Annotated in this window: 21 protein-coding genes; 5 read left to right on the forward strand and 16 right to left on the reverse strand. The window is 69.4% G+C overall.

From position 1 onward, the window contains the following. Positions 1-37: 37 nt before the first annotated feature. From ybiB to J2X21_RS25480, 3 genes are all read right to left on the reverse strand, one after another. On the reverse strand, positions 38-961 hold the full coding sequence (ybiB, locus tag J2X21_RS25470; protein ID WP_310332946.1) for a DNA-binding protein YbiB: 924 nt from the start codon (positions 959-961) through the stop codon (positions 38-40). A gap of 58 nt (positions 962-1019) precedes the next feature. Continuing rightward, positions 1020-1580 (reverse strand): outer membrane beta-barrel protein, encoded by a 561-nt coding sequence (locus tag J2X21_RS25475; RefSeq protein WP_310332947.1) that lies wholly within the window; start codon positions 1578-1580, stop codon positions 1020-1022. 198 nt (positions 1581-1778) lie between these two features. Continuing rightward, the gene (locus J2X21_RS25480) at positions 1779-2351 is read right to left on the reverse strand and encodes an outer membrane beta-barrel protein (protein WP_310332948.1); all 573 of its coding nucleotides are present in this window, start codon (positions 2349-2351) and stop codon (positions 1779-1781) included. Between the two features lie 206 nt (positions 2352-2557). Between J2X21_RS25480 and J2X21_RS25485 the strand changes: the two genes are divergently transcribed. Next, entirely contained in the window at positions 2558-5485 is a 2928-nt protein-coding gene (locus tag J2X21_RS25485) for an HD domain-containing phosphohydrolase (RefSeq protein ID WP_310332949.1), read from the forward strand. Here the strand turns inward: J2X21_RS25485 and J2X21_RS25490 are convergent. Both J2X21_RS25490 and J2X21_RS25495 read right to left on the reverse strand, forming a co-directional pair. Next, entirely contained in the window at positions 5473-6357 is an 885-nt protein-coding gene (locus J2X21_RS25490; protein WP_310332950.1) for a DUF4399 domain-containing protein, read from the reverse strand. The genes J2X21_RS25485 and J2X21_RS25490 overlap by 13 nt on opposite strands. A 74-nt stretch (positions 6358-6431) precedes the next feature. After that, entirely contained in the window at positions 6432-7469 is a 1038-nt protein-coding gene (locus tag J2X21_RS25495) for an ornithine cyclodeaminase (protein ID WP_310332951.1), read from the reverse strand. 127 nt (positions 7470-7596) lie between these two features. On the opposite strand from J2X21_RS25495, the gene J2X21_RS25500 reads away from it, so the two are divergent. From J2X21_RS25500 to J2X21_RS25510, 3 genes are read left to right on the forward strand one after another with little or no spacing between them, the layout of a single operon-like run. Beyond that, on the forward strand, positions 7597-8022 hold the full coding sequence (locus tag J2X21_RS25500) for an Lrp/AsnC family transcriptional regulator (RefSeq protein ID WP_310333017.1): 426 nt from the start codon (positions 7597-7599) through the stop codon (positions 8020-8022). Positions 8023-8073: 51 nt separating this feature from the next. Next, positions 8074-8997: a patatin-like phospholipase family protein gene (locus tag J2X21_RS25505; protein ID WP_310332952.1), complete on the forward strand. Its 924-nt coding sequence runs from the start codon at positions 8074-8076 to the stop codon at positions 8995-8997. A gap of 2 nt (positions 8998-8999) precedes the next feature. Then, positions 9000-9620 (forward strand): LON peptidase substrate-binding domain-containing protein, encoded by a 621-nt coding sequence (locus tag J2X21_RS25510; protein ID WP_310332953.1) that lies wholly within the window; start codon positions 9000-9002, stop codon positions 9618-9620. Here the strand turns inward: J2X21_RS25510 and J2X21_RS25515 are convergent. From J2X21_RS25515 to J2X21_RS25560, 10 genes are all read right to left on the reverse strand, one after another. Further along, positions 9610-10434: an alpha/beta hydrolase gene (locus tag J2X21_RS25515; RefSeq protein WP_310332954.1), complete on the reverse strand. Its 825-nt coding sequence runs from the start codon at positions 10432-10434 to the stop codon at positions 9610-9612. The two genes, J2X21_RS25510 and J2X21_RS25515, sit on opposite strands and share 11 nt — an antisense overlap. Then, entirely contained in the window at positions 10431-11318 is an 888-nt protein-coding gene (locus J2X21_RS25520; RefSeq protein ID WP_310332955.1) for a YihY/virulence factor BrkB family protein, read from the reverse strand. The genes J2X21_RS25515 and J2X21_RS25520 overlap by 4 nt, the downstream gene beginning before the upstream one ends. A 47-nt stretch (positions 11319-11365) precedes the next feature. Further along, positions 11366-11650: an ASCH domain-containing protein gene (locus J2X21_RS25525; protein ID WP_310332956.1), complete on the reverse strand. Its 285-nt coding sequence runs from the start codon at positions 11648-11650 to the stop codon at positions 11366-11368. A 1-nt stretch (position 11651) separates the two neighbouring features. After that, the gene (locus tag J2X21_RS25530) at positions 11652-12044 is read right to left on the reverse strand and encodes a VOC family protein (RefSeq protein WP_310332957.1); all 393 of its coding nucleotides are present in this window, start codon (positions 12042-12044) and stop codon (positions 11652-11654) included. Further along, the gene (locus J2X21_RS25535; protein ID WP_310332958.1) at positions 12045-12764 is read right to left on the reverse strand and encodes a LytR/AlgR family response regulator transcription factor; all 720 of its coding nucleotides are present in this window, start codon (positions 12762-12764) and stop codon (positions 12045-12047) included. Then, the gene (locus tag J2X21_RS25540) at positions 12761-13822 is read right to left on the reverse strand and encodes a sensor histidine kinase (protein ID WP_310332959.1); all 1062 of its coding nucleotides are present in this window, start codon (positions 13820-13822) and stop codon (positions 12761-12763) included. The genes J2X21_RS25535 and J2X21_RS25540 overlap by 4 nt, the downstream gene beginning before the upstream one ends. A 3-nt stretch (positions 13823-13825) precedes the next feature. After that, positions 13826-14548 (reverse strand): LiaI-LiaF-like domain-containing protein, encoded by a 723-nt coding sequence (locus tag J2X21_RS25545; RefSeq protein ID WP_310332960.1) that lies wholly within the window; start codon positions 14546-14548, stop codon positions 13826-13828. Positions 14549-14653: 105 nt separating this feature from the next. Continuing rightward, positions 14654-15343 (reverse strand): LiaI-LiaF-like domain-containing protein, encoded by a 690-nt coding sequence (locus tag J2X21_RS25550; protein ID WP_310332961.1) that lies wholly within the window; start codon positions 15341-15343, stop codon positions 14654-14656. Between the two features lie 166 nt (positions 15344-15509). Continuing rightward, positions 15510-16067, reverse strand: a complete 558-nt coding sequence (gene phaP, locus J2X21_RS25555; RefSeq protein ID WP_310332962.1) for a TIGR01841 family phasin — start codon at positions 16065-16067, stop codon at positions 15510-15512. Between the two features lie 177 nt (positions 16068-16244). Further along, complete coding sequence (locus tag J2X21_RS25560; protein ID WP_310332963.1) at positions 16245-17456, reverse strand: amidohydrolase family protein; 1212 nt, start codon at positions 17454-17456, stop codon at positions 16245-16247. A gap of 102 nt (positions 17457-17558) precedes the next feature. Between J2X21_RS25560 and J2X21_RS25565 the strand changes: the two genes are divergently transcribed. Continuing rightward, positions 17559-18497, forward strand: a complete 939-nt coding sequence (locus tag J2X21_RS25565; RefSeq protein ID WP_310332964.1) for a histone deacetylase family protein — start codon at positions 17559-17561, stop codon at positions 18495-18497. On the opposite strand, the gene J2X21_RS25570 is transcribed toward J2X21_RS25565, so the two are convergent. Continuing rightward, the gene (locus J2X21_RS25570) at positions 18475-19992 is read right to left on the reverse strand and encodes a methyl-accepting chemotaxis protein (RefSeq protein ID WP_310332965.1); all 1518 of its coding nucleotides are present in this window, start codon (positions 19990-19992) and stop codon (positions 18475-18477) included. The two genes, J2X21_RS25565 and J2X21_RS25570, sit on opposite strands and share 23 nt — an antisense overlap. Positions 19993-20064: the final 72 nt, after the last annotated feature.

Raw genomic sequence — 20064 nt, forward strand, 5'->3', positions numbered from 1 at the left:
ATTCTTGGGCCTATATGCCCAAGCTGAATAAGCAACATCAGTTTGTGGCGAGATCCCGCAGCACGGCCACCTGCTCGGTGATGCGGGTCGGCACCGCCTCCAGGCCATCCATCATGGCGCGGATCAGCGCCGCATTGTCGGCCGGCTCGCAGGCGTTCGACAGCGGCCAGTCCAGGTCGGTGGTGTCGGCCGGGTGCAGTGGCGCGGTCTGTCCGTCCTGGAAGCCGATCAGATGGGCCTTGCGGCGCAGGTGGGCATAGGCCTCACCCTCGCTGGCGCGCATCAGCAGCGCCCGGCCGCCGCCCGTGGTCAACCCGGGCAGGGCCTGGCCCATGCTGTCCAGATACTCCGGGTGGGTCACCGCCACCACGCGCACGCCGCGGCCGGTGGGGAAGGGGTCCAGCAGCTTGGCCAGGCTGTGCGAGCTGTTGCGCAGGCCCAGCCGCGGGCGCAAAGCCATCAAGGTGTTCAACCCAGGGTTCAGCGTTTGCAAAGGCAGCACGGCCAGCCGGCGGGCGGTCAACTGCACCTCGGCGTCGGCCAGCGTGGGGCTGGCGGGCAGTTGCAGCGCGTCCAGCAGCTCGAAGGGGCTGTGGCGGCTGTCGAAATCGTGGCGGCCGAAGATCAGCACCGGCACGCCCTCGCGCGCCAGCAGCAGTGCCACCAGCGGCATCAGGTTGGCCTGTTTGCGCGCGCCGTTGAAGCTGGGCAGCAGCACGGTGCGCGGGCCGGTAGGGGCCGCCATCGCGGCCGTGCGGGCCTGCATGGCCGCCAGGAAGCCGGCCACCTCGTCGGCGCTCTCGCCCTTCACGCGCATCGCGATGAGCAGCGCCCCCAACTCCATGTCGGGCACCCGGCCGTCCAGCATCTCGCCGAACAGTTCTTCGGCCTGGGCGCGGGTGAGGTCGCGGGCACCGCGGGCGCCGCGGCCCACTTCCTTGATCAACGGGGCGTAGTCCATGGAGCCAGTGTAGAAAAGGCCGCACGTGGCGGCCTTTCGGGATGGGCGTGGACGGCGCTCAGAACGCGAAGGTCGCGCCCAGCGAGATCAGGCGGATGGTGCCCTTCTCGCCGGCGATTTCACCCTGGGTGGAGTCGGCCGCCAGTTCGAGCTTGACGTTCTGGGCCACCGCGTAGGTCAGACCGATGCCTGCGTAGGCCTTGGCCTCGCTTTCGGACACCGAGCCGCGCTGCGTGCCGATGGCGGCGGACGCCTTGGTCTTCACCTGGGCCAGACCCAGGCGGACGTTCATGCCCCACTCGTTGCCCAGCGGCAGCGCGAAGGCGCCGCCCAGCAGCAGCGCGGTCGGCTTGATGGTGGCGGAGCTGGTGCGGTCGGCCGCGACGGCCTTGCCGAAGCTGGCGTAGCCGCCTTCCAGACTGAAGCCGTTGCCGAACGAGTAGCCCACCAGCGCCTTGCCGCCCGTGGTGGTCTTGTCGCAAGTGGTGGCGCCGGTGCAGTCGACAGCCATGTGCGTGGAGCCACCGGCGACGGTGACGTAGACCTGGGCCGGCGTCGTCTGGGCGTGGGCTGCGGCGGCAGCCAGCAGTGCGGCGATGGCGATGATTTGGTTTTTCATGAGAACTCTCCCTCTACTTCTCGGATTGAATGGCCCACGTCGGGCAGGGCGGGGCTGCCCTGTAGTGGGCGGCGCGCATGCTATCGGTGGCCACAGGGGCTTGCGGCCAAGCTTGTCGTGAGGAGGACACAGACGTGAAAAACCACCTGTCGGCGCACGGCCGGCAGGTGGTCTGCAGGGAAGGCCTGGCAGGGAGCTTCAGAACGCCATGCGTGCGCCCAGCGACACCATGCGCAGGTTGGTGCGTTCGCCCTGGTACTCGGCGCGCGTGGCGTCTATGCCCAGCTCCAGCCGGGTGGACGGGGTCAGCGCGTAGTTCACGGCCAGGCCCACGATGGGTTGGGTCTTGCTTTCCTTGTCGGAGCCGGACAGCACGCCGGTCTCGGCGTGCAGCTTGGTGCGGACGTAGGCGGCGCCCAGGCGACCGGTCAGTCCCCAGTCCGGCGTCAGATCGGCGGTATAGGCGCCGCCCAGCACGACGGCTTCGGGCTTGCCGCTGACCGACAGCGCGCCACTGGACGCGCGGAACTTGCCGAAGTTGGCATAGCCGCCTTCCAGCGCGAAGCCGTTGCCGAACCCATAGCCCAGCATGGCCTTGCCGCCGACGGCGCTCTTGTCGCAGGACTGCAAGCCGCCGCACTCGACGTTGAGGCGGCTCTGGCCCAGCGACAGCAGGCCGTAGGTGTGGGGCTGGTTGCCGTGGTTGGCGGTCTGGGCGTGTGCGCCGGCAGCCAGCAGCAGCGCGGCAACGGTGAGGGCGGTCTTCTTCATGGGTACTTCACTTTCATGCTCTGTTCATCGGTCGGCGACGGCGGGCATCGCTGCGACGCATCGTCAATGCACCAAACCAGGCACTTTGTAGGACGTGAACCCCCGTCGACGCCGGACCGTCACGCACCGGCTTCCATCTTGGTAAGTGGAGGCAAACGCTGGGCGGCGCGGGGATACTGGCGTAACTGCATCCGCCAACGGGTCTTATGCCGAACATCAAGCCGAAGACGCTCTACATCACGCTCAGCGTGCTGATGATTGGCCTGGTGGTGATGGTGTACGGCGTGCTGATGCTGTACGAGCGCTCGCGCAGCGACGCGCTGCTGCTGACGCAGGCGGGTGCTGCCGCCAAGCGCATTGGCCGCGAGGCGGCGGCCACGGTGGAGGCGGAACTGCGGCCGGCGCGCGTCAGCGTGATGCTGCTGGCCAGCGGCGGCTTGGGGCGCGCGGCTAGCGAAGCGGAGCGGCTGGCGGCGTTGCCACAGATGGCCGCGGCCTTGCAGGGCAATGCCGCGGTGTCGGCCGTCTACGCGGGCACGACTGGTGGCGCCTTCGTGCTGCTGCGTCGGCTGGACGACGCCACGCGCAAGCGCATGGAGGCGCCGGCCGCGGCCGCCTTCGCGCTGCAGAGCGTGGAGCGTGCGGGCGGCGGTACGCGTGGCCTCTATCGCTTCTATGACACGGCGCTGCTGGAGTTGGCGCGCGCCGAGCGGCCCGAGTACGACTTCGATCCGCGCACACGGCCCTGGTTCGAGCTGGCCCGGCAGTCGGCGGGCGGCGCCGTCGTGCAGTCGGCGCCTTACCGTTTCTTCACGACCGGCGAGCCGGGCGTGACGCTGGCCCAGGCCCATGGCGACGCAGTGGTGGGCGCCGACGTGAGCCTGCGCGCACTGGGCGAGATGCTGGAGCGGCCGCAGATCAGCCGCTCGGCCCAGTTGCTGATCGCCACGGTGGGCGGCGAGACAGTGGCCGAAGCCCGTCGCGAGCGCGGGTTGGTGTCGGGCGATGGCCAGGCGCTGGCGCGCGTGGATGTGGCGGCCTCTCCGCTGATGCGTACCCTGTGGCAGCGCCGTGACGGCGCTGGTCATCTCGAGTCGGTGCAGATCGTGGACAGCGTGGAATGGGTCAGCCATGCGCTGCCGCTGCCGGGGGCTGCGGAGGGCGTGGCGCCGCTGGTGCTGATGATGGCCGCGCCGCGCGAGGAGCTGCAGGCCTTCCAGATCGAGAGCCGCCGTCACGGCTTCTACATTTCGCTGGCGCTGATGCTGTTGCTGCTGCCGGTGGTGCACCTGCTGGCCGACCGCGTGTCGCGGCCGCTGCGTGAGCTGGCGCGGCAGGCCGAGGCCATCGAACGTTTCGAATTCGACAGCCCCGACCCGCGCCGCAGCCTGATCCGCGAGGTGGATCGGCTGGCCGTCGCGATGACGGCGATGAAGCATTCGCTGCGCCACTTCCTCGACATCGCCGGCGCGTTGAGCGCGGAGCGCGACTTCGACGCGCTGCTGGAGCGCATCCTGCGCGAGACCATCGCCGTGACCGGCGCCAGCGGCGGCGCGGTGCACCTGCTCAGCGATGACGGCGCCGAGCTGCGCCCCGCCGCCGCCCATCTGCATGGCGGCACGGCCCACCGCGCCGGCCTGACCTGGGATGCGCGCGCCGCCGAGAGCATTGCCGCGCCGGTGCAGGCACTGCGGGCGGGTGAGCCCGTGGAGGTGGAGCTGCGCTGGGACAACCCGATCCACCTGAAGGCCTACGAGCCGCTGTTTGCCGGGCTCAGCGCGGCGCGGCTGCGCCTGCTGTCTCTGCCACTGAAGAACCGGCAGGAACAGACCGTGGGCACGTTGACGCTGAGCTTTCCGCTGCCGGCCGACGGTGCCGCCGAGCCGCTGGGCGCCGCGCGCGTGGCCTTCGTGCGGGCGCTGTCGGGCACGGCGGCCGTGGCCATCGACAACCAGCTGCTGCTGCGCGCGCGCAAGGAGCTGCTGGAGAGCTTCATCCAGCTGGTGGCCGGCGCCATCGATGCCAAGAGCCCGTACACGGCCGGCCACTGCCAGCGCGTGCCGGCGCTGACCAAGATGCTGGCGCAGGCGGCCTGCGAGGCGACCGACGGCCCCTACGCCAGCTTCGCGATGGACGAGGAACAGTGGGAGGCCTTGCACATTGCCGCTTGGCTGCACGACTGCGGCAAGGTCACGACGCCCGAGTACGTCGTCGACAAGGCGACCAAGCTGGAGACCATCTACAACCGCATTCACGAGATCCGCACGCGCTTCGAGGTGCTGAAGCGCGATGTACTCATCGAGCGGCTGCAGGCCGAGCTGGGCGAGGCCGGCACGGCCCGCGCGCGCGTCGCCGCGGCCGACGAGCTGGCCGCGCTGGAGGCCGACTACGCCTTCGTCGCGAGCTGCAACCAGGGTGGCGAGTTCCTGGACCCGGCTGCGGTGGAGCGGCTGCGCGCCATCGGCCAGCGGACCTGGCAGCGCACGCTGGACGACGGGTTGGGTCTGTCGCTGGCCGAGGCGGGCCGGCTGTCGCATCCACGGCCCGTGCTGCCGGCCACCGAGCAGCTGCTGCAGGACCGGCCCGAACACATCGTGGCGCGGCCACCCAGCGAGCAGTTGACGGCCGACAACCGTTGGGGCTTCAAGCTGCGCCAACCCGAGCATCAGTACCACCGCGGCGAGTTGCACAACCTGTCCGTCTCGCGCGGCACGCTCAGCGACGAGGAGCGCTACAAGATCAACGACCACATCGTGCAGACGATCAAGATGCTGGAGGCGCTGCCGTTCCCCAGCCATCTGAAGACCGTGCCCGAGATCGCCGGTGGCCACCACGAGCGCATGGACGGCAAGGGCTATCCGCGCGGACTGACGGGCGCCACGATGAGCCCCCAGGCACGCATGATGGCCATCGCCGACGTGTTCGAGGCACTGACTGCCGACGACCGGCCCTACAAGCCCGGCAAGCGCCTGTCCGAGGCGCTGGCCATCATGCGCCGTATGGTGGCCGAGCAGCATCTGGATGCCGAGCTGTTCGCGCTGTTCCTGCGCTCGGGCGTGTGCCTGGCCTATGCGCGGCAGTTCATGACGCGCGACATGGTCGACGTGGCCGACGTGGGCGCCTATCTGTCCTGACGGTTGACGCTGAACTTCAGCGGCGTGCCCTTGACCATCAGGTTGCCGGCGCCGTCGTGCAGCGCCGCCTGCACCTCGTAGTCGCCGATGGGCAGGTCCAGGATGGCCTCGGTGCGGCCATCCACCAGGTCTTGGCGCTTCACGGTGCTGCCGCCGCGCTGCGTGACGACCAGGCGGAAGTGACCCGTGTCCTTGATGCTGGTGCCGGCAGGCGCCACGCCCAGACCGTCGCCCAGCACGCCCAGCGACAGCGTGAAGGGGCTGGCGACCAGCTCCTCGTCGCGCAGGTTCTTCACATAGACCTCGCGGCCGCTCGCCGTGCGCGGCGCGGCGCGCAAGTCCTGGTACCAGGCCGCGCAACTGGCTGCGTTGCCGGCGACGACCTGGGGACCGGGATCACTGCGCTTGCCGGTGACCTCGATGACGATCTCGTTGCTGAACACGAAATAGGGCTTGTGCGCGTGGTCGGCGAACAGCAGGCGCAGCGTGTGGCGGCCCGGCGGCAGGTCCAGCACGGTGGCGGTCTGGCCCTTGCCGAAGTGTTTGTGCGTGTTGGAAAACGGGATGGGCGCCGTGTGGTCGCGCGGCAGCGGAGTGTCGATGAGGATGTGGTGGTGGCCGGCCTTGTCGTTGGCGTTGCCGGCCGGGATCACGCCCATGCCGCGTATGCCGAACTCCACCCAGAACGGTGCGCGAACGCGGTAGCCGGTTCGCAGGTTGCTGAAGTGCACGGACACCGGCTCGCGCACGTCCACTGCCGTGCGCTGAGACGTATGCGCCAGCCAGCACTGCCGTTCCAGCGGGTCGTTCGGCAAGGGCTCGGCCTGGGCCCAGCCACAGAGCAGGGCGAGGCAAGCGAGAGACTTTTTCATTCGACCCTCCGTCAGCAGTGCGGGCCATTGTGGCGGCGCGCCGTGACGGTGGGTGGGGTGAATAGTGATGGCGCTCAGGCGGCCTGACGGTGGCCGTCCAGGTGCAGCTCCCCGAACAAGTCCTTGGGGTCGGCCATCTGCGGGATCAGGTCCAGCGGCGTGCCCAGGCCCAACTGCGCGCTGACGTCGCGCAGCAGCCGCAGTGCCGAGTAGTCTTCCAGCGCGAAGCCCACGGAGTCGAACACGGTGACCTGCGCGTCGTTGTCACGACCCGGCGCCTGGCCGGCCAGCACGCGCCAGAACTCGGTGACGGGGAAGTCGGCCGGCATCTGCTGCATGTCGCCCTCGATGCGGGACTGGGGCTCGAACTCGCAGATCACGCGGCCCATCTCCAGCACGCCGCGGTGCAGCTCGGTCTTGCCGGGGCAGTCGCCGCCCACGCCGTTGATGTGCATGCCGGGCTCGATCATGTCGGGCGTCAGGATGGTCGCGTTGGTCTTGTCGGCAGTGACGGTGGTGACGATGTCGGCGCCGCGCACGGCCTCGGCGGTGCTGGAGCAGACGGTCAGCGTCAGGCCCGGCGTGTGCTGCAGGTGGCGCACCAGCTTGGCCGTCGCGGCCGCGTCGATGTCGTACAGCCGCAGCTCGCGGATGCCCAGCAGGTGGTGGAAGGCCAGCGCCTGGAACTCGCTCTGCGCGCCGTTGCCGATCAGCGCCATCACGCGGCTGTCGGGGCGGGCCAGGCGCTTGGCCACCATCACGGACGTGGCGGCGGTGCGCATGGCGGTGGTCAGCGTCAGCTCGGACAGCAGCGCCGGGCTGCCGGTGGCCACGTCGGCGAGCACGCCGAAAGCCATCACCGTCGGCAGGCCGACGCGATGGTTTTTGGGGTGACCGTTGACGTACTTGAAGCTGTAGAGGCTTGCGTCGGCGATGGGCATCAGCTCGATGACGCCGTCTTGGGAATGCGCCGCAACGCGCGGTGTCTTGTCGAACTCGGCCCAGCGGGCGTAGTCGGTTTCCAGGTAGCCGACGAGGCGGCGCAGTAAATCGGGAAGGCCGACGCGCTGCACGAGGGTGGCGACGTCTTGGGTGGTCAACACGGTGGGCATGGGCTCTTGCGGTGGTGGTGTTGGAGCCCATTCTTCCGAGGCGTCACGCTAAGCAGAAGCGCAACTCCTGATCAAAAATTGATTGGTGTTTGGCAAAATGGCAGTGAAAATTGTCTTTTTGATCAAAGTGGACGCACTGGATCAGCAACTCCTCGCGCTGCTGCGCGCCGACGCCCGCGCCAGCGTCGCCACGCTGGCGGCCAAGCTCAAGGTGTCGCGCGGCACGGTCACCAACCGCATCGCGCGGCTGGAGGACGGCGGCGTCATCACCGGCTACACGGTGCGGCTGCGGCCCGACACCGTGCCCGACCAGATCACCGCGTGGATGAGCATCACCGTGGAGGGCAACCGCACCCGGGAGGTGGTTGCCATGCTGCTGGGAGAGCCGGGCATCACGGGCCTGTTCGACACCAACGGCCGCTGGGACCTGCTGGCCGAGATCCGCAGCTCCAGCCTGCAGGAGCTGGCCGATGTGCTGGAGCGGGTGCGGCTCATCAAGGGTATTGCCGGCACGGAAACATCCATCCACCTGCAGAGCTACAAGCTCGGCTGAAACAGGTCGGTTATCGTGCGCCGCGGCGGGCGCCTGTTCCCGCGTTCCTTCATGAATCCTGTGCTGATCCGCTTCTCCCTTGCGCTGCTGCTGGCCGCGCTGACCGGCTGCTCCGTGATGTCCACGCAGCCGCCCACGCCGCCCGTCATCGCGCCCACGCCGGCGCCCGATCCCATCCCCGTCATCAAACCCACGCCCAAACCGCCGCGGCTGGGCCTGGCGCTGGGGGGCGGCGCCGCGCGCGGCTTTGCGCACATTGGCGTCATCCAGGTGCTGGAGGAGAACGGCATTAAGGTGGACCTCGTGGCCGGCACGTCGGCCGGCAGCCTGGTGGCGTCGCTGTACGCGTCCGGCAAGGGCGGCAAAGAGATGCAGGCGCTTGCCGAGGGCATGGACGAGGGTGCCATCACCGACTGGTCCTTCCCGCTGCGCGGCCTGATCCGCGGCGAGGCGCTGGCGCGCTTCATCCGCGACAAGACCGGCGGCCGGGGCATCGAGCAGATGGTGCTGCCGCTGGGCATCGTCGCGACGGACCTGTCCGATGGCTCAGCCATCCTGTTCCGCAGCGGCGACACCGGCACGGCCGTACGCGCGTCCAGCGCGGTGCCGGCGGTGTTCCAGCCGGTCAAGATCGGCATGCGCGAGTATGTGGACGGCGGCTTGGTTTCGCCGGTGCCGGTGCGTTTCGCGCGCGAGATGGGCGCCCAGCTCATCGTCGCGGTGGACATCACGTCGCCGCCGGAGAAAGATCCGCCCGGTGACGCCTTCCGCATGCTGATGCAAACCTTCTCCATCATGGGCCGCAGCATCAACAGCTTCGAGCTGCGCGATGCCGATGTGCTGATACGGCCGCGGCTGGACGGCGTCGGCAGCGCCGACTTCACGGCCCGCCGCCGTGCCATCCAGGCCGGTCGCGATGCAGCGCAAGCCGTGCTGCCGCTGCTGAAGCAGCGCATTGCGGAAAAGACCCGCTAGCCATGAGCACCGAGACGCCGCTGTTCCCGTTGGGCTCGGTGTTGTTCCCCGGCGGCCACCTGCCGCTGCGCATCTTCGAACCCCGCTACCTGGACATGATCCAGCGCTGCCATGCGCAAGGCCTGCCGTTCGGCGTCGTCGCGCTGACCGAGGGCCACGAGGTGCGCCAGCGCGAGGGCGAAGGCTTCAAGCGCGAGGCTTTCCACGACGTGGGCACGCTGGCGCGCATCGACCATTTCGAGCCCGCGCAGTCCGGCCTCATCCACATCCGCACGCGCGGAACGCAGCGCTTTCGGCTGCGGTCGTCGCGCTGCCTGAGCCATGGGCTGTGGGTGGGCAAAATCGAACTGCTGCCCGAGGATGCGGCCGTGGCGGTGCCTTATGACCTGGAGCCCGCCGTGTGGCGGTTGCAGCAGCTGCTGGCCGAATGGAGCGAGCGTGTGACGGCGGATGAGCTGCCCGTGCAGCCGCCCTACGTCTGGGACGATGCTGGCTGGCTGGCCAACCGCTGGGCCCAGCTGCTGCCCATGCCCACGGCCGACCGCCAGCGGCTGATGGCCATGGACAACCCGCTGCTGCGGCTGGAGCTGGTGGTGGACCGGCTGGACGCGATCAGCGGCTGAACCAGTCGGTCAGCACGCCGATGACCTCGGCCTTCTCCGGTTCGTTGAAGATCTCGTGGAACAGCCCCGGCCACGGTCGCGTGGCGACCACCTGCGCCGGTGCGGCGGCCGCAAAGGCCTCGCTGCCGCGCGGGGCCACGCAGCGGTCCGCGCCGGCCCACATCAGCAGCGTGGGCACGGCCCAGCGCGGCGCATCGGCGATGACGCGTTCGCCCCCATCGACGATGAAGCGCGTCAGCCGCGCGGTGATGCGGTCGTGCACCAGCGGGTCGGCCGTGTAGGCTTTCACGATGGCCTCGTCGCGGCAGATCCAGGCCGGCTTCAACCCGTTGCCGACGGCCAGGCCCGGCGCGAGGTTCTCGGCCAGCGCCAGCGCCAGCTTCTGGCCACCGGACAGGCCGGCATCCAGCGCCGGCGATGACAGCACCAGGCCGTTCAGCGGCCGGCTCCACGCGGCCGGCTGCGGGCTCAGCGCCTCGGCGGCGAAGCGTGCCGCCACCAGACCCCCCATGCTGTGGCCCAGCAGCGCGAAACGGGCATCGGGCTTGCGCACCGCGTCGATGACGCGGGCCGTGTCGCGCAGCAGCGCGTCGTGGTCGGCGATGTCGCCGCGCTTTCCCTCGCTGCGACCATGGCCGCGGTGGTCCCAGCCATGCACGTCCCAGCCTTCGGCGTTGAGGGCCGCGGCCACATGGGCGTAGCGCTCAATGTGCTCGCCCAGCCCGTGCACGATGAGGATCTGGCCGCGCTCGGCGGCCGTGGCGGGCCAGTGGCGGGTGTGCAGCTTCAGGCCGTCGTCGGTGGTCAGCGTCATCGCGCCAGTGTCGTCGAGGTCGCTTGTTCGCGGCGCGATCCCAGCACGCGCGCGTAGGCCCAGGTGAACTCGGCGCCTATCAGCAGGATCTGCGCCGAGAAGTACACCCACACCAGCAGCGCGACGACCGACGCCGCCGCGCCGAACCCCGACGCGACGCCGCTGCTGCGCAGATAGAAGCCGATGACCGTGCGGCCCAGCTCGAACAGGCCGGCCGTGACCAGCGCGCCCAGCAGCACGTCGCGCCAGGCGATGCGGGCGCGCGGCATCCACTTGAAGATCAGCGCGAACACGGCCACCACCAGCCCTTGGCTGATGACCATGTTGGCCACCGCCGCCACGTACAGCCATTCGCCGAACCACGGCTTCCACCAGGTCTCGGCCGCCGACATCGCTGCGCCCAGCAGCAGCGACACCAGCAGCAGGAAGGTCAGGCCCAGGATGAGCCCGAAGCTCAGCAGCCGCGCGCGCAGCCAAGCCCACCAGCCCTGCACCGGCCGCTGCGGCACGCGCCAGATGGTGTCCAGCGCGTCCTGCAATTCGGCGAACACGGTCGTGGCGCCCACCAGCATCAGGCCCAGCCCCAGCAGCGTGCTGAACCAGCCGCCCACCGGCCACGCCACGCTCTTCAGCAGCGCTTCGATCGTGGATGCGGCGGATGTACCCAGCAGCGCCTCTAGTTGCTCGAACAGCTCGCCGCGCACCGCCTCGCCGCCCCACACCAGGCCCGCCACGGACACCACGATGAGCAGCAGCGGCGCCAGCGAGAACAGCGTGTAGTAGGCCAGTGCCGCGCCCATGCGCGGGCCGCGGTCGTCGAGGAAACCGTCGAAGGTCAGTTGCAGCACACGGCCCAGCGGGCGGATGGGGTCAAGCCAGCGCATGGCCGAAGTCTGGCCGCGCCCATGGGCGGGGCTTGTAGGACGGGGCCCTAGACGCCCGCGGCTTCGAAGCGGAAGCGGACGAAGTACACCTTGTGCCCACCGCCGTGCTGGGCCGTCTGCAACAGGTCTGCCAAGCTGCGAAAGCCCGACTCGCGGGCCAGCGAATCCGAGATGTCGTTCAGCGTGATCTCGCGGATGGATGTGACGACGATGCTGCCGCCTTCGATCCAATAACGGCCGCCGGCCGTCACGCGGGGCGATTGCCAGATGCGGATGCTGGTGGTGATGGTGCCGTTGCGCACGCCTTCGCGCAGCTGCTTGGCGAACTGCATGTCAGCCGATGCGCGATGCCACGTTCCACACGTGATGCGCCGGGTCGATGATCCGGCCGACGCGGTCGCCCCAGGCCTGGTCGGCAGCCGGCATCAGAACGCGCGCACCCGCAGCGATCGCGGAGGCCATCGTGGCGTCGGTGTCGTCGCAGTAGAGGAAGTGCACGACCGGCGAGCTGCCGTCCGGTGCCGGTGGACGGCTGCCGAGGTGGGGCGAGTCGTCGTGCACCATGAACAAGGAGTCGAAGAAGGACAGCGTGGCGTGGATGACGCGGCCGTCCGTTGCCGCGCGGCGCGACAGCTCGGTGGCGCCAAACGCGGCCTTGCAAAACGCGATCTGCGCCGCCGCATCGGCGCACACCAGCATGGGGATGATCATGCGCGGCCTGGACATTCAGATCTCCGTGCGCAGCTTCTCATAGCCGCTGCGGCTGATCGGGATGCGTTTGCCGTTCTTCATGCGGGCGATGAAGGCGTCGCTGTCGGTCTTCTCCAGGCCTTGCAGTGCGGCCAGGTTGATGATGAAGGAGCGGTGCACGCGCACGAAGCGCGCCGGGTCCAGCTGGGTCTCAAGCTCGGAGATGCGCTGCGGCTTCAGGTGTTCACGCCCGTGGGCGTGGAAGGCGACGTAGTCGGCCTGGGCTTCTATGTAGGCGATGTCGTCCACCAGCAGCACCTGCATGCCGTCACCGTCGCGCACCAGCACGCGCGTCAGCGCTGCCTTGGGCAGCAGGCGCTCCAGCCCCGGCGACGGCTGCTCGCGCAGGCGGCGGGCGCGCTCCAGCGCCGCGTCGAAGCGGGCCTGCGAGAAGGGCTTCAGCAGGTAGTCCACCGCATGCAGCTCGAAGGCACGCATCGCGTGCTGGTCGTAGGCGGTCGTGAAGATGACGCCGTCGCGCCGGCCGGTCAGTTCCAGCACCTCCAGCCCGGTGAGCTTGGGCATCTGGATGTCGAGGAAGACCAGATCGGGCTTCAGCTCGGTGATGGCGCGGGCGGCGTCCAGGCCGTTGTCGGCCTCGGCCACCAGCGTGATGTCGGCATGGCAGCGCAGGTACTCCGCCAGCAGGCGACGGGCCAGGTGCTCGTCTTCAGCGATGAGCGCGCGCAGCGTCATGATGTGGTCTCCAGTGGCAGAGAAATCTCTACGGCGAAGCCCTCGCGCGTGGCACCCCAGTGCACGCGGGCGCGGCCGGCGTACTGCGAGGCCAGCCGGTCGCGCAGGTTGCGCAGCCCCAGGCCCAGGCCGGACTCATGCACCGGCGTGGCGGGCACGGGATTGCGCACGGCCAGGTGAAGCCAGCCATCGCGCGCCTGCGCCTGCACGCTCAGCAGGCCGCCATCGTCGCGCGGGCGCAAGCCGTGCTTCAGCGCGTTCTCCACCAGCGGCTGCAGCGTCAGCGGCGGCAGCAGCGCCTCCAGGCAGTCGGGCTGAGCATCGACGGCGGTGGCCAGCTTGTCGCCCAGCCGCTGCTTCTCGATGGCGACGTAGTGTGTCACGAGGCCCAGCTCATCTGACAGCCGGATGCGCTCGCGGCCTGCCAGGTCCAGCGTCTGGCGGAAGAACTGCGCGAGGTCTATGGCCATCGCGCGTGCGGCGGCGGGGTCCAGGTGGGTGAGGGCGCTGATGGAGTTCAGGCTGTTGAACAGGAAGTGCGGGTCGATCTGCAGCCGCAGCAGCTGAAGCTCCATGTCGCGCGCCAGCAGCCGGGCCTGGGCTTCGCGGGCGCTGGCGGCCCGGGCGGTCTGGAAGGCGATCAGCAGGTCGTGGGCCAGCACCGCCAGCGTCAGCAGCGCCAGCAGCCCAGCGGCCAGCAGCGCATGTCCACGGCCGGTCAGCCCCACCCAGCCTTCGGCATGGCCGAACAGCGTGGCGGCGGCGTCCCAGCTGGCGGCCAGTGCCAGCATCAATGCCGCCAGTGTCAGCACCAGGCCGGCGCGATAGCCCACTGCGGCCCGCCAGCTCGCGGTGCCGAAGGGGCGGCTGCGGCAGGGGTAGTAGGTGGCCAGCGCAACTAAGGCGAACACGGTGCACAGCGGCAGGGTCCAGGGCAAGGCGCGGCTCCAGGGCGCCAACCCGAGGCCGTGCAGCGCTGCGGTCAGCGCCAGGCCGGCCAGCACCCAGGCCAGCAGGTAGGCGGCCAGGCCGCGCAGGTGGCTGAGCAGCGGGTGCAAGGCTCAGTTCTTGATCTCGACGCCGCCGAACACCACGTCGCCGCGCAGCACCAGCCGCGGGCCGCCGGCCATGGGCGGTGTGGTCTTGTCCTCCACGCCGCCGAAGGTGGAGTCCACCTCCACGACGACCTGCCACTCGCGCGGCACGCGCAGCTCGATGCCGCTGAAGCGGGCCGAGATCTCCAGGCGGGCCTCGGTGCCAGCGATGACGGCCTGCGTCAGGTCCAGTTCGACGCCGCCGAAGGTGGAGCTGAGACGGCCGCCCTTGAAGTCCGGCGAGTCGTTGCGCTGGCTGATGGCGCTGAAGCTGGCATTGATGCTGACCAACTCGCCATGCGCCAGCGTGGTCGCGGGAATGCAGCCGGCCTTGTCACCGGCACGGGGGATGAAGGCGCGCAGCAGGATGGACAGGCCCGCCATGATGATGAGCACCGGCCACCAGTCGCGCAGCTGGATGTGCGTGTAGCCCAGGTTCTGCGCCGTCAGCACGGCGCCGATGCCGATGACGACCAGGCTGAACATCACGCTGCCGTGGCGCCAGAAGACCAGCCGGCTCACACCCCACAGCACCAGCGCCAGCGGCCAGAAGGTGCGCAGCAGCGCGATGTCGAAGACGTGCAGGTTGTCCAGCAGCGCCAGTACGCCGATGGCGACGACGGCCAGACCGAACAGGACGCGCTGGGCCGCATGCGAGGGGCGGTGGCGGGGAGGTTGATCGGACGACACGGCGTTTCCTGGGTTGCGCAAGTGCCGCCAGTAGACCGCGATTCGCGGGCCGCTCCGACCCGGCCTCGGTGAATCGACGCCGCGAGCCGACGAATCGACGGCCGCTCAGTGGCGGATCTCGACGCTGCCCAGCAGCGCCTCGCCCCGCAGCACCAGGCGCGGGGCGCCCACCGCCTGCGGCTGGGTGCGGTCGGTGATGCTGCCGGCGCTGGCCGACATCTCCACGACGACCTGCCAGCCCTGGGGCACGCGCAGCGTCAGGCCGCTGAGGCGCGCGTCGATCTGCAGCACCGCTTCCGGCGCGTTCAGGCGGGCGTTGCCCAGGTCCAGTTCGAGGTTGCTGCAGTTCAGGTCAATGCGGCCGCCCTGGAAGTCGGTCGCGTCGCTGCGCTGCTGCAGGTTGCTGAAGCTGGCCTGGGTGGCGATGTGGTCGCCCTGCAACTGCATCGCGCCGTGGGCGCCGCGGCGCAGCATGGACAGGCCGGCCGCGATGATGAACACCGGCCACCAGTGGCGCAGCGCGAACAGGTCGCTGCCCAGGTTCTGCGCCGTCAGCATGGCGCCGACCAGCACCAGCGCGATGCCAGCCATGCGGCCCCGACCGGGCATTGCCAGCCGTGCCAGACCGAAGAGCACCAGCGCCAGCGGCCAGAAGTTGCGCAGCAGCGCGGTGTCGACGATGTGCAGGTTGCCCAGCAGCACCAGCGTGCCGATGGCGGCGAGGCCCAGCCCGAAGAGGGCGCGATGGCCGGGTTGGCTGCCGGTGTTCTGGTGGCGGATGTGCGTGCTTTGCATGGCGGGCTCCGTGGGTTGATGACGCCATTGGGCCCGCCGGGCGGTGTTGCCGCGACCGTGGTGCGGCGAATCGACAGCGCCGGCGATGAACGGTCAGAGCAGCGCGCCAATGAAAAAAAGCCCGGGGCTTTCGCACCGGGCTTTCGGGATCAGATGACTCTGGAGATCAGGCGGCAGCGCGCTTGGCGGTGCGGGCAGCCGTCTGCGTGGCCTTGACGGCTTGCGACGTGGCGGCCTGGAAGTTGGACTCGGCCACTTCGACGGCCTGCTTGGTGGCCTTCTGCACGGACTCGAACGCGTTGTTGGCGGCGGCGACGGCCGACTTCACCAGCGCGACGGCGTTCTCTGTGCCGGCCGGCGCGTTCTTGGCGGCGTTGTCCACCAGGCTGGAGAAGGTGCGTTGCGCATCGGCGAACTGGCTCTCGGCGACCTTGGCGACTTCGGCGCCGGTCTTGGAGGCGATGTCGTAGATGTGGCGGCTGTAGGAAGCGGCCTTCTCGGCGGTCGGCTGCAGCAGCGCGGCCTGCAGGCTCAGCAGCTCCTGGGCGTCCTTCACGGACAGCGCAGCGGCGGTGGTGTCGGCCACTTCGGTCAGCGCGGTCTTGGCCACTTGCAGGTTCAGCTCGACGAGCTTCTCGACGCCTTCGAACGCCTTGTTCGTCAGGCCGAAGAGGGTTTCGACGTTGGCCTTGTGCGCGGCGAGGACTTGTTCAGCGGTCAGCATGTAGGACTCCGATCTCTGGTTGACGAACAGATTGCTGTGCTGTTTTGCTGCACTGCAACATGACTCGAATCATAGGGGTTGTGCCGAGGATTGCAAGAACTTTTTGTGCGCTGCAGCAAAACTAGGGGTGTCCGGTTGGCGACACCCCGAAATGCATCCGCTGACAGCCCATCCGTGTCAGCGGGCGAAGACCACCCGTCCGCCGCGCACCGCGCATTTCACGTTGGCGAAATGCTTTTCCGACTGCATCGGGTCGCCGCCCAGCGCCACGATGTCCGCGTCTTGCCCTGGCGCGAGCCGGCCGCGGCGCGAAGATTCCTGCCAGCGTTCGGCGGGCGTCGTCGTGAGGGAAGCGAGGATCTGCATAGGGCTCAGGCCCGCTTGCGCCATCAACTCGTACTCCTCCGTGGGGTCGCTGTCCTCCATGTAGTCGACATCGGTGCCGAACAACACCTTGCCGCCCGCGGCCGCAAAGCGGCCGAACTCGCGCACGCTGTCCTGCAGGATGGGCTCGCCGATCCGCGGCGGCACCTTCTCCTTGTTCAGTTCGTGCCGGAGCAACTTCAGCGTCGGCACCATGTAGACCCCCGCGTTGCGCAATTCATCCATCAGCGCCACGGGCCAGGGGCCTGGTGTGCCCAGCGGCGGATGCGCGAGGATGTCCACCTTCGCGCGCAGCGCCGCCCGCACGCCGTCGAGGTCGGTCGGGTGGGCGAACACGAGGTGCCCCCGGCGGTGCGTTTCCGCTGCGGCCGCCTGGGCGATGTCGGCCGACATGCGCTTGGGCGGGCGGTTGCGCTGTGGCGTCACGAGGAACAGTTTGGTCGCCTCGGCGCCGGCGTCCAGGTTCTGCCGGATCGTCTTCAGCGCGGCGTCGACCGAGTGGGGCTGCGGCAACTTTGCAAGGAAGGCGGCATCGAAGTGGTCGAGGTACACCGGCAGGCCCTGCGCCGGGAACAGCGGCAGGCCGGCGGTCAGCAGGCGCGGCCCCTTCAACTCACCCTGGTTGATGCGCTGGCGCAGCGCCAGCGTGTTGTCGCGGTCGGAGGCGATGTCGAAGGCGGTCGTGAAGCCATAGCGCGTCAGCAGTGCTTCCAGGCCTTTCTCCAGCGTGGCGGCCTTGGCGCCGGTCGCTTTCGCGAACGCCGGGCCGTTGAGGTGCACATGGCTGTTCTGAAAGCCTGCGACCAGCACGCCACCCTCGCATTCAGGCGCCAGCGAAGGGACGTTGGTGTTCTCGGCATCGCGTGGGCCGACGGCGACGATGCGGCCGTCCCGCAACAGCACGACGCCGTCGTGGATTGGCGCGGCGTCGGGCGCCGGATACAGCTTCACGCCGCGCAGCGCGCGAAGGCCGGCGTCGGCAGCGCCGGCCGAAGGGACAACCATGGCGGCGAACAGGAGGGCGGCGGCGGCACGAGCGAGGAGTGAGCGGCTGGGATGCATGCGGGGCAGCCTATCAAAACGATGACGAGCTATGGTCCGGGCTCCATGCTGGCCTTCCACTCCGACGCCCATAGCCTGGCCTTGCCGCCCGGGCACCGCTTTCCGCAATCCAAGTACCGGCTGCTGCGCGAGCATTTCGAGCGCGAGCCCGGGCTGCTTCGCATGCAGCCAGCGCCTGCCGCCAGCGAGGGCGAACTGGCGCTGGTGCACACACCGGACTACATGGCCGCCGTGCTGCAAGGCACGCTGAGCGCGGCCCAGCAGCGCGAGATCGGTTTTCCGTGGAGCGAGTCCATGGCCGAGCGATCACGGCGCTCCGTGGGCGCCAGCATCGCCGCGGCACGCGCGGCGTTGGCCGAGGGCGTGGCAGCCAACATGGCGGGCGGCACCCACCATGCCTATGCCGACAAGGGCTCCGGCTTCTGCGTGTTCAACGATGTGGCCGTGGCGGCGCGGCTGATGCAGGCGGAGTGGGCGAGGGCGCATCGCAGCCGGCTGCAGGTGGCAGTGATCGACCTGGATGTGCACCAAGGCAATGGCACGGCGGCTATTTTTCGCGACGACGACAGTGTCTTCACTTTCTCCATGCACGGCGCGCGCAACTTCCCGTTCCGCAAGGAGCCTAGCGACCTGGACGTGGACTTGCCCGACGGCTGCGGCGACGCCGACTATCTCGCCGCGCTGGACGATGCGTTGGTCGAGGTCCGGCGGCGTTGCGAGCCGGGTCTGGCCTTCTACCTGGCCGGTGCCGATCCGCATGAGGGCGACCGGCTGGGGCGGCTGAAGCTGACGTATGCGGGCCTGGCCGAGCGCGACCGGCGTGTGCTGACAGCCTTGCGGGAACGCGGCATCCCGGTGGCGCTAAGCATGGCGGGCGGCTACGGCGTGGACCTGGCGACCACGGTCGCCGTGCAGGTGACGACGCTGAACCTGGCCGCCGAGTCCTGGCTGGCCTGGCGACTCAGCGCACGCGGAACTGGCTGACCACCTGGGCCAGCCGCTGCGCCTGTTCGCGCAGCGACTCGGCGGCCGCGGCGCTTTCTTCCACCAGCGCGGCGTTCTGCTGCGTCATGTCGTCGACCTGCGTGACGGCGCGGTTCACGTCGTCGATGCCCTGGCTCTGCGCCGTGGCCCCGGCGCTGATCTCGCCCATGATGTCGGTCACGCGCTGCACGGCGCCGACGATCTCGCCCATCGTCGAGCCGGCATCCTGCACCAGCCGCGCGCCGGACTCGACGCGCTCGACGCTGGCGCTGATCAGCGTCTTGATCTCTTTGGCGGCCGCGGCGCTACGGCCCGCGAGGCTGCGTACCTCGCCAGCCACCACGGCAAAGCCGCGACCTTGTTCCCCGGCGCGCGCCGCCTCGACGGCCGCGTTCAGCGCCAGGATGTTGGTCTGGAACGCGATGTCGTCGATGACGCCGATGATGTCCGCGATGCGCTTGGACGAGGCTGCGATGTCGTTCATCGTGTCCACCACCTGCTGCACGACGCTGCCGCCGCGGTGCGCGACGTCGGCGGCCGACGTGGCGAGCTGGTTGGCGGTCTGCGCGTTGTCGGCGCTCTGCCGCACGGTGCCGGTCAGCTGACCCATGGACGAGCTGGTGATCTCCAGGCTGGACGCCGTCTGCTCGGTGCGCTGGCTCAGGTCCTGGTTGCCCGAAGCGATTTCGGCGGACGCCGTGCGGATGGAGTCGGCCACCAGCATCACGTCGCCCACCGTGTTGCCCAGCTGCTCGCACATCTGGTTCAACGTACGCATCAGGCCGGCCAGTTCGTCCTGGCCCACGGGCTGCGCGCGGCGCGTCAGGTCGCCGGCGGCAACGGACTCTGCCAGCGACAGTGACGCATTCACGTCCGCGGCGATCTTGCGCTGGATGACCAGCAGCACGCCCATGCCCGCGCCGGCAGCCAACAGCGACACCAGCGCGAACAGCCAGGTGCGCTGGCGCGCATTGGCCTGCTGGGCGGCGGCGGCGGACTGCTGGTCCTCGCCCATGCTCTGCACGACCTTGGCGATCAGCGTTGCAACTTCCTTGTAGCGAGTCTCGGCGTCCTGCATCGCGGCGACGCCTGTGTTGGGGTCCACCGAGGCCAGATCGATGGCGCCGTCGGCCTTGGCCAGATAGGCCTGCAGCAGCGGTAGCGTGGCCTTGATGTGGACGTCGGTCTCCGGCGGCGTGCCGTCCATGTCGGCCAGCGTCGTCAAGGTGCGCGTCAGGCCTTCAACCTGCTGCTTGAGCTGGCCGCGCAGCGCCTTGACCTTGGCATCGTCCAGCGAGCCGATCAGCGCGATGGTGCGGAAGACCCCGCCGTGCATCTCGCCCACCTGCGTCTGCACGGCCACCGTGGTCAGGAAGACCTCGTTGCGCTCCTGGCTGGCCTCGTTGGAGGCCACCACCTCGCGCAGTGAATACATGTTGCTGCCCAGGCCGATGGCCAGCACCACGGCCAGCGCCGCCATGGGAGGCAGCAACATCTTTGCAGCCAGCTTCATTGTCTAGAACCTCTCGCGGACAGCGCCGCGACGCAAGGGAAGATGGCCGGGCAT

Source organism: Roseateles asaccharophilus (assembly GCF_031458115.1).
Classification (GTDB): domain Bacteria; phylum Pseudomonadota; class Gammaproteobacteria; order Burkholderiales; family Burkholderiaceae_C; genus Pelomonas; species Pelomonas asaccharophilus_A.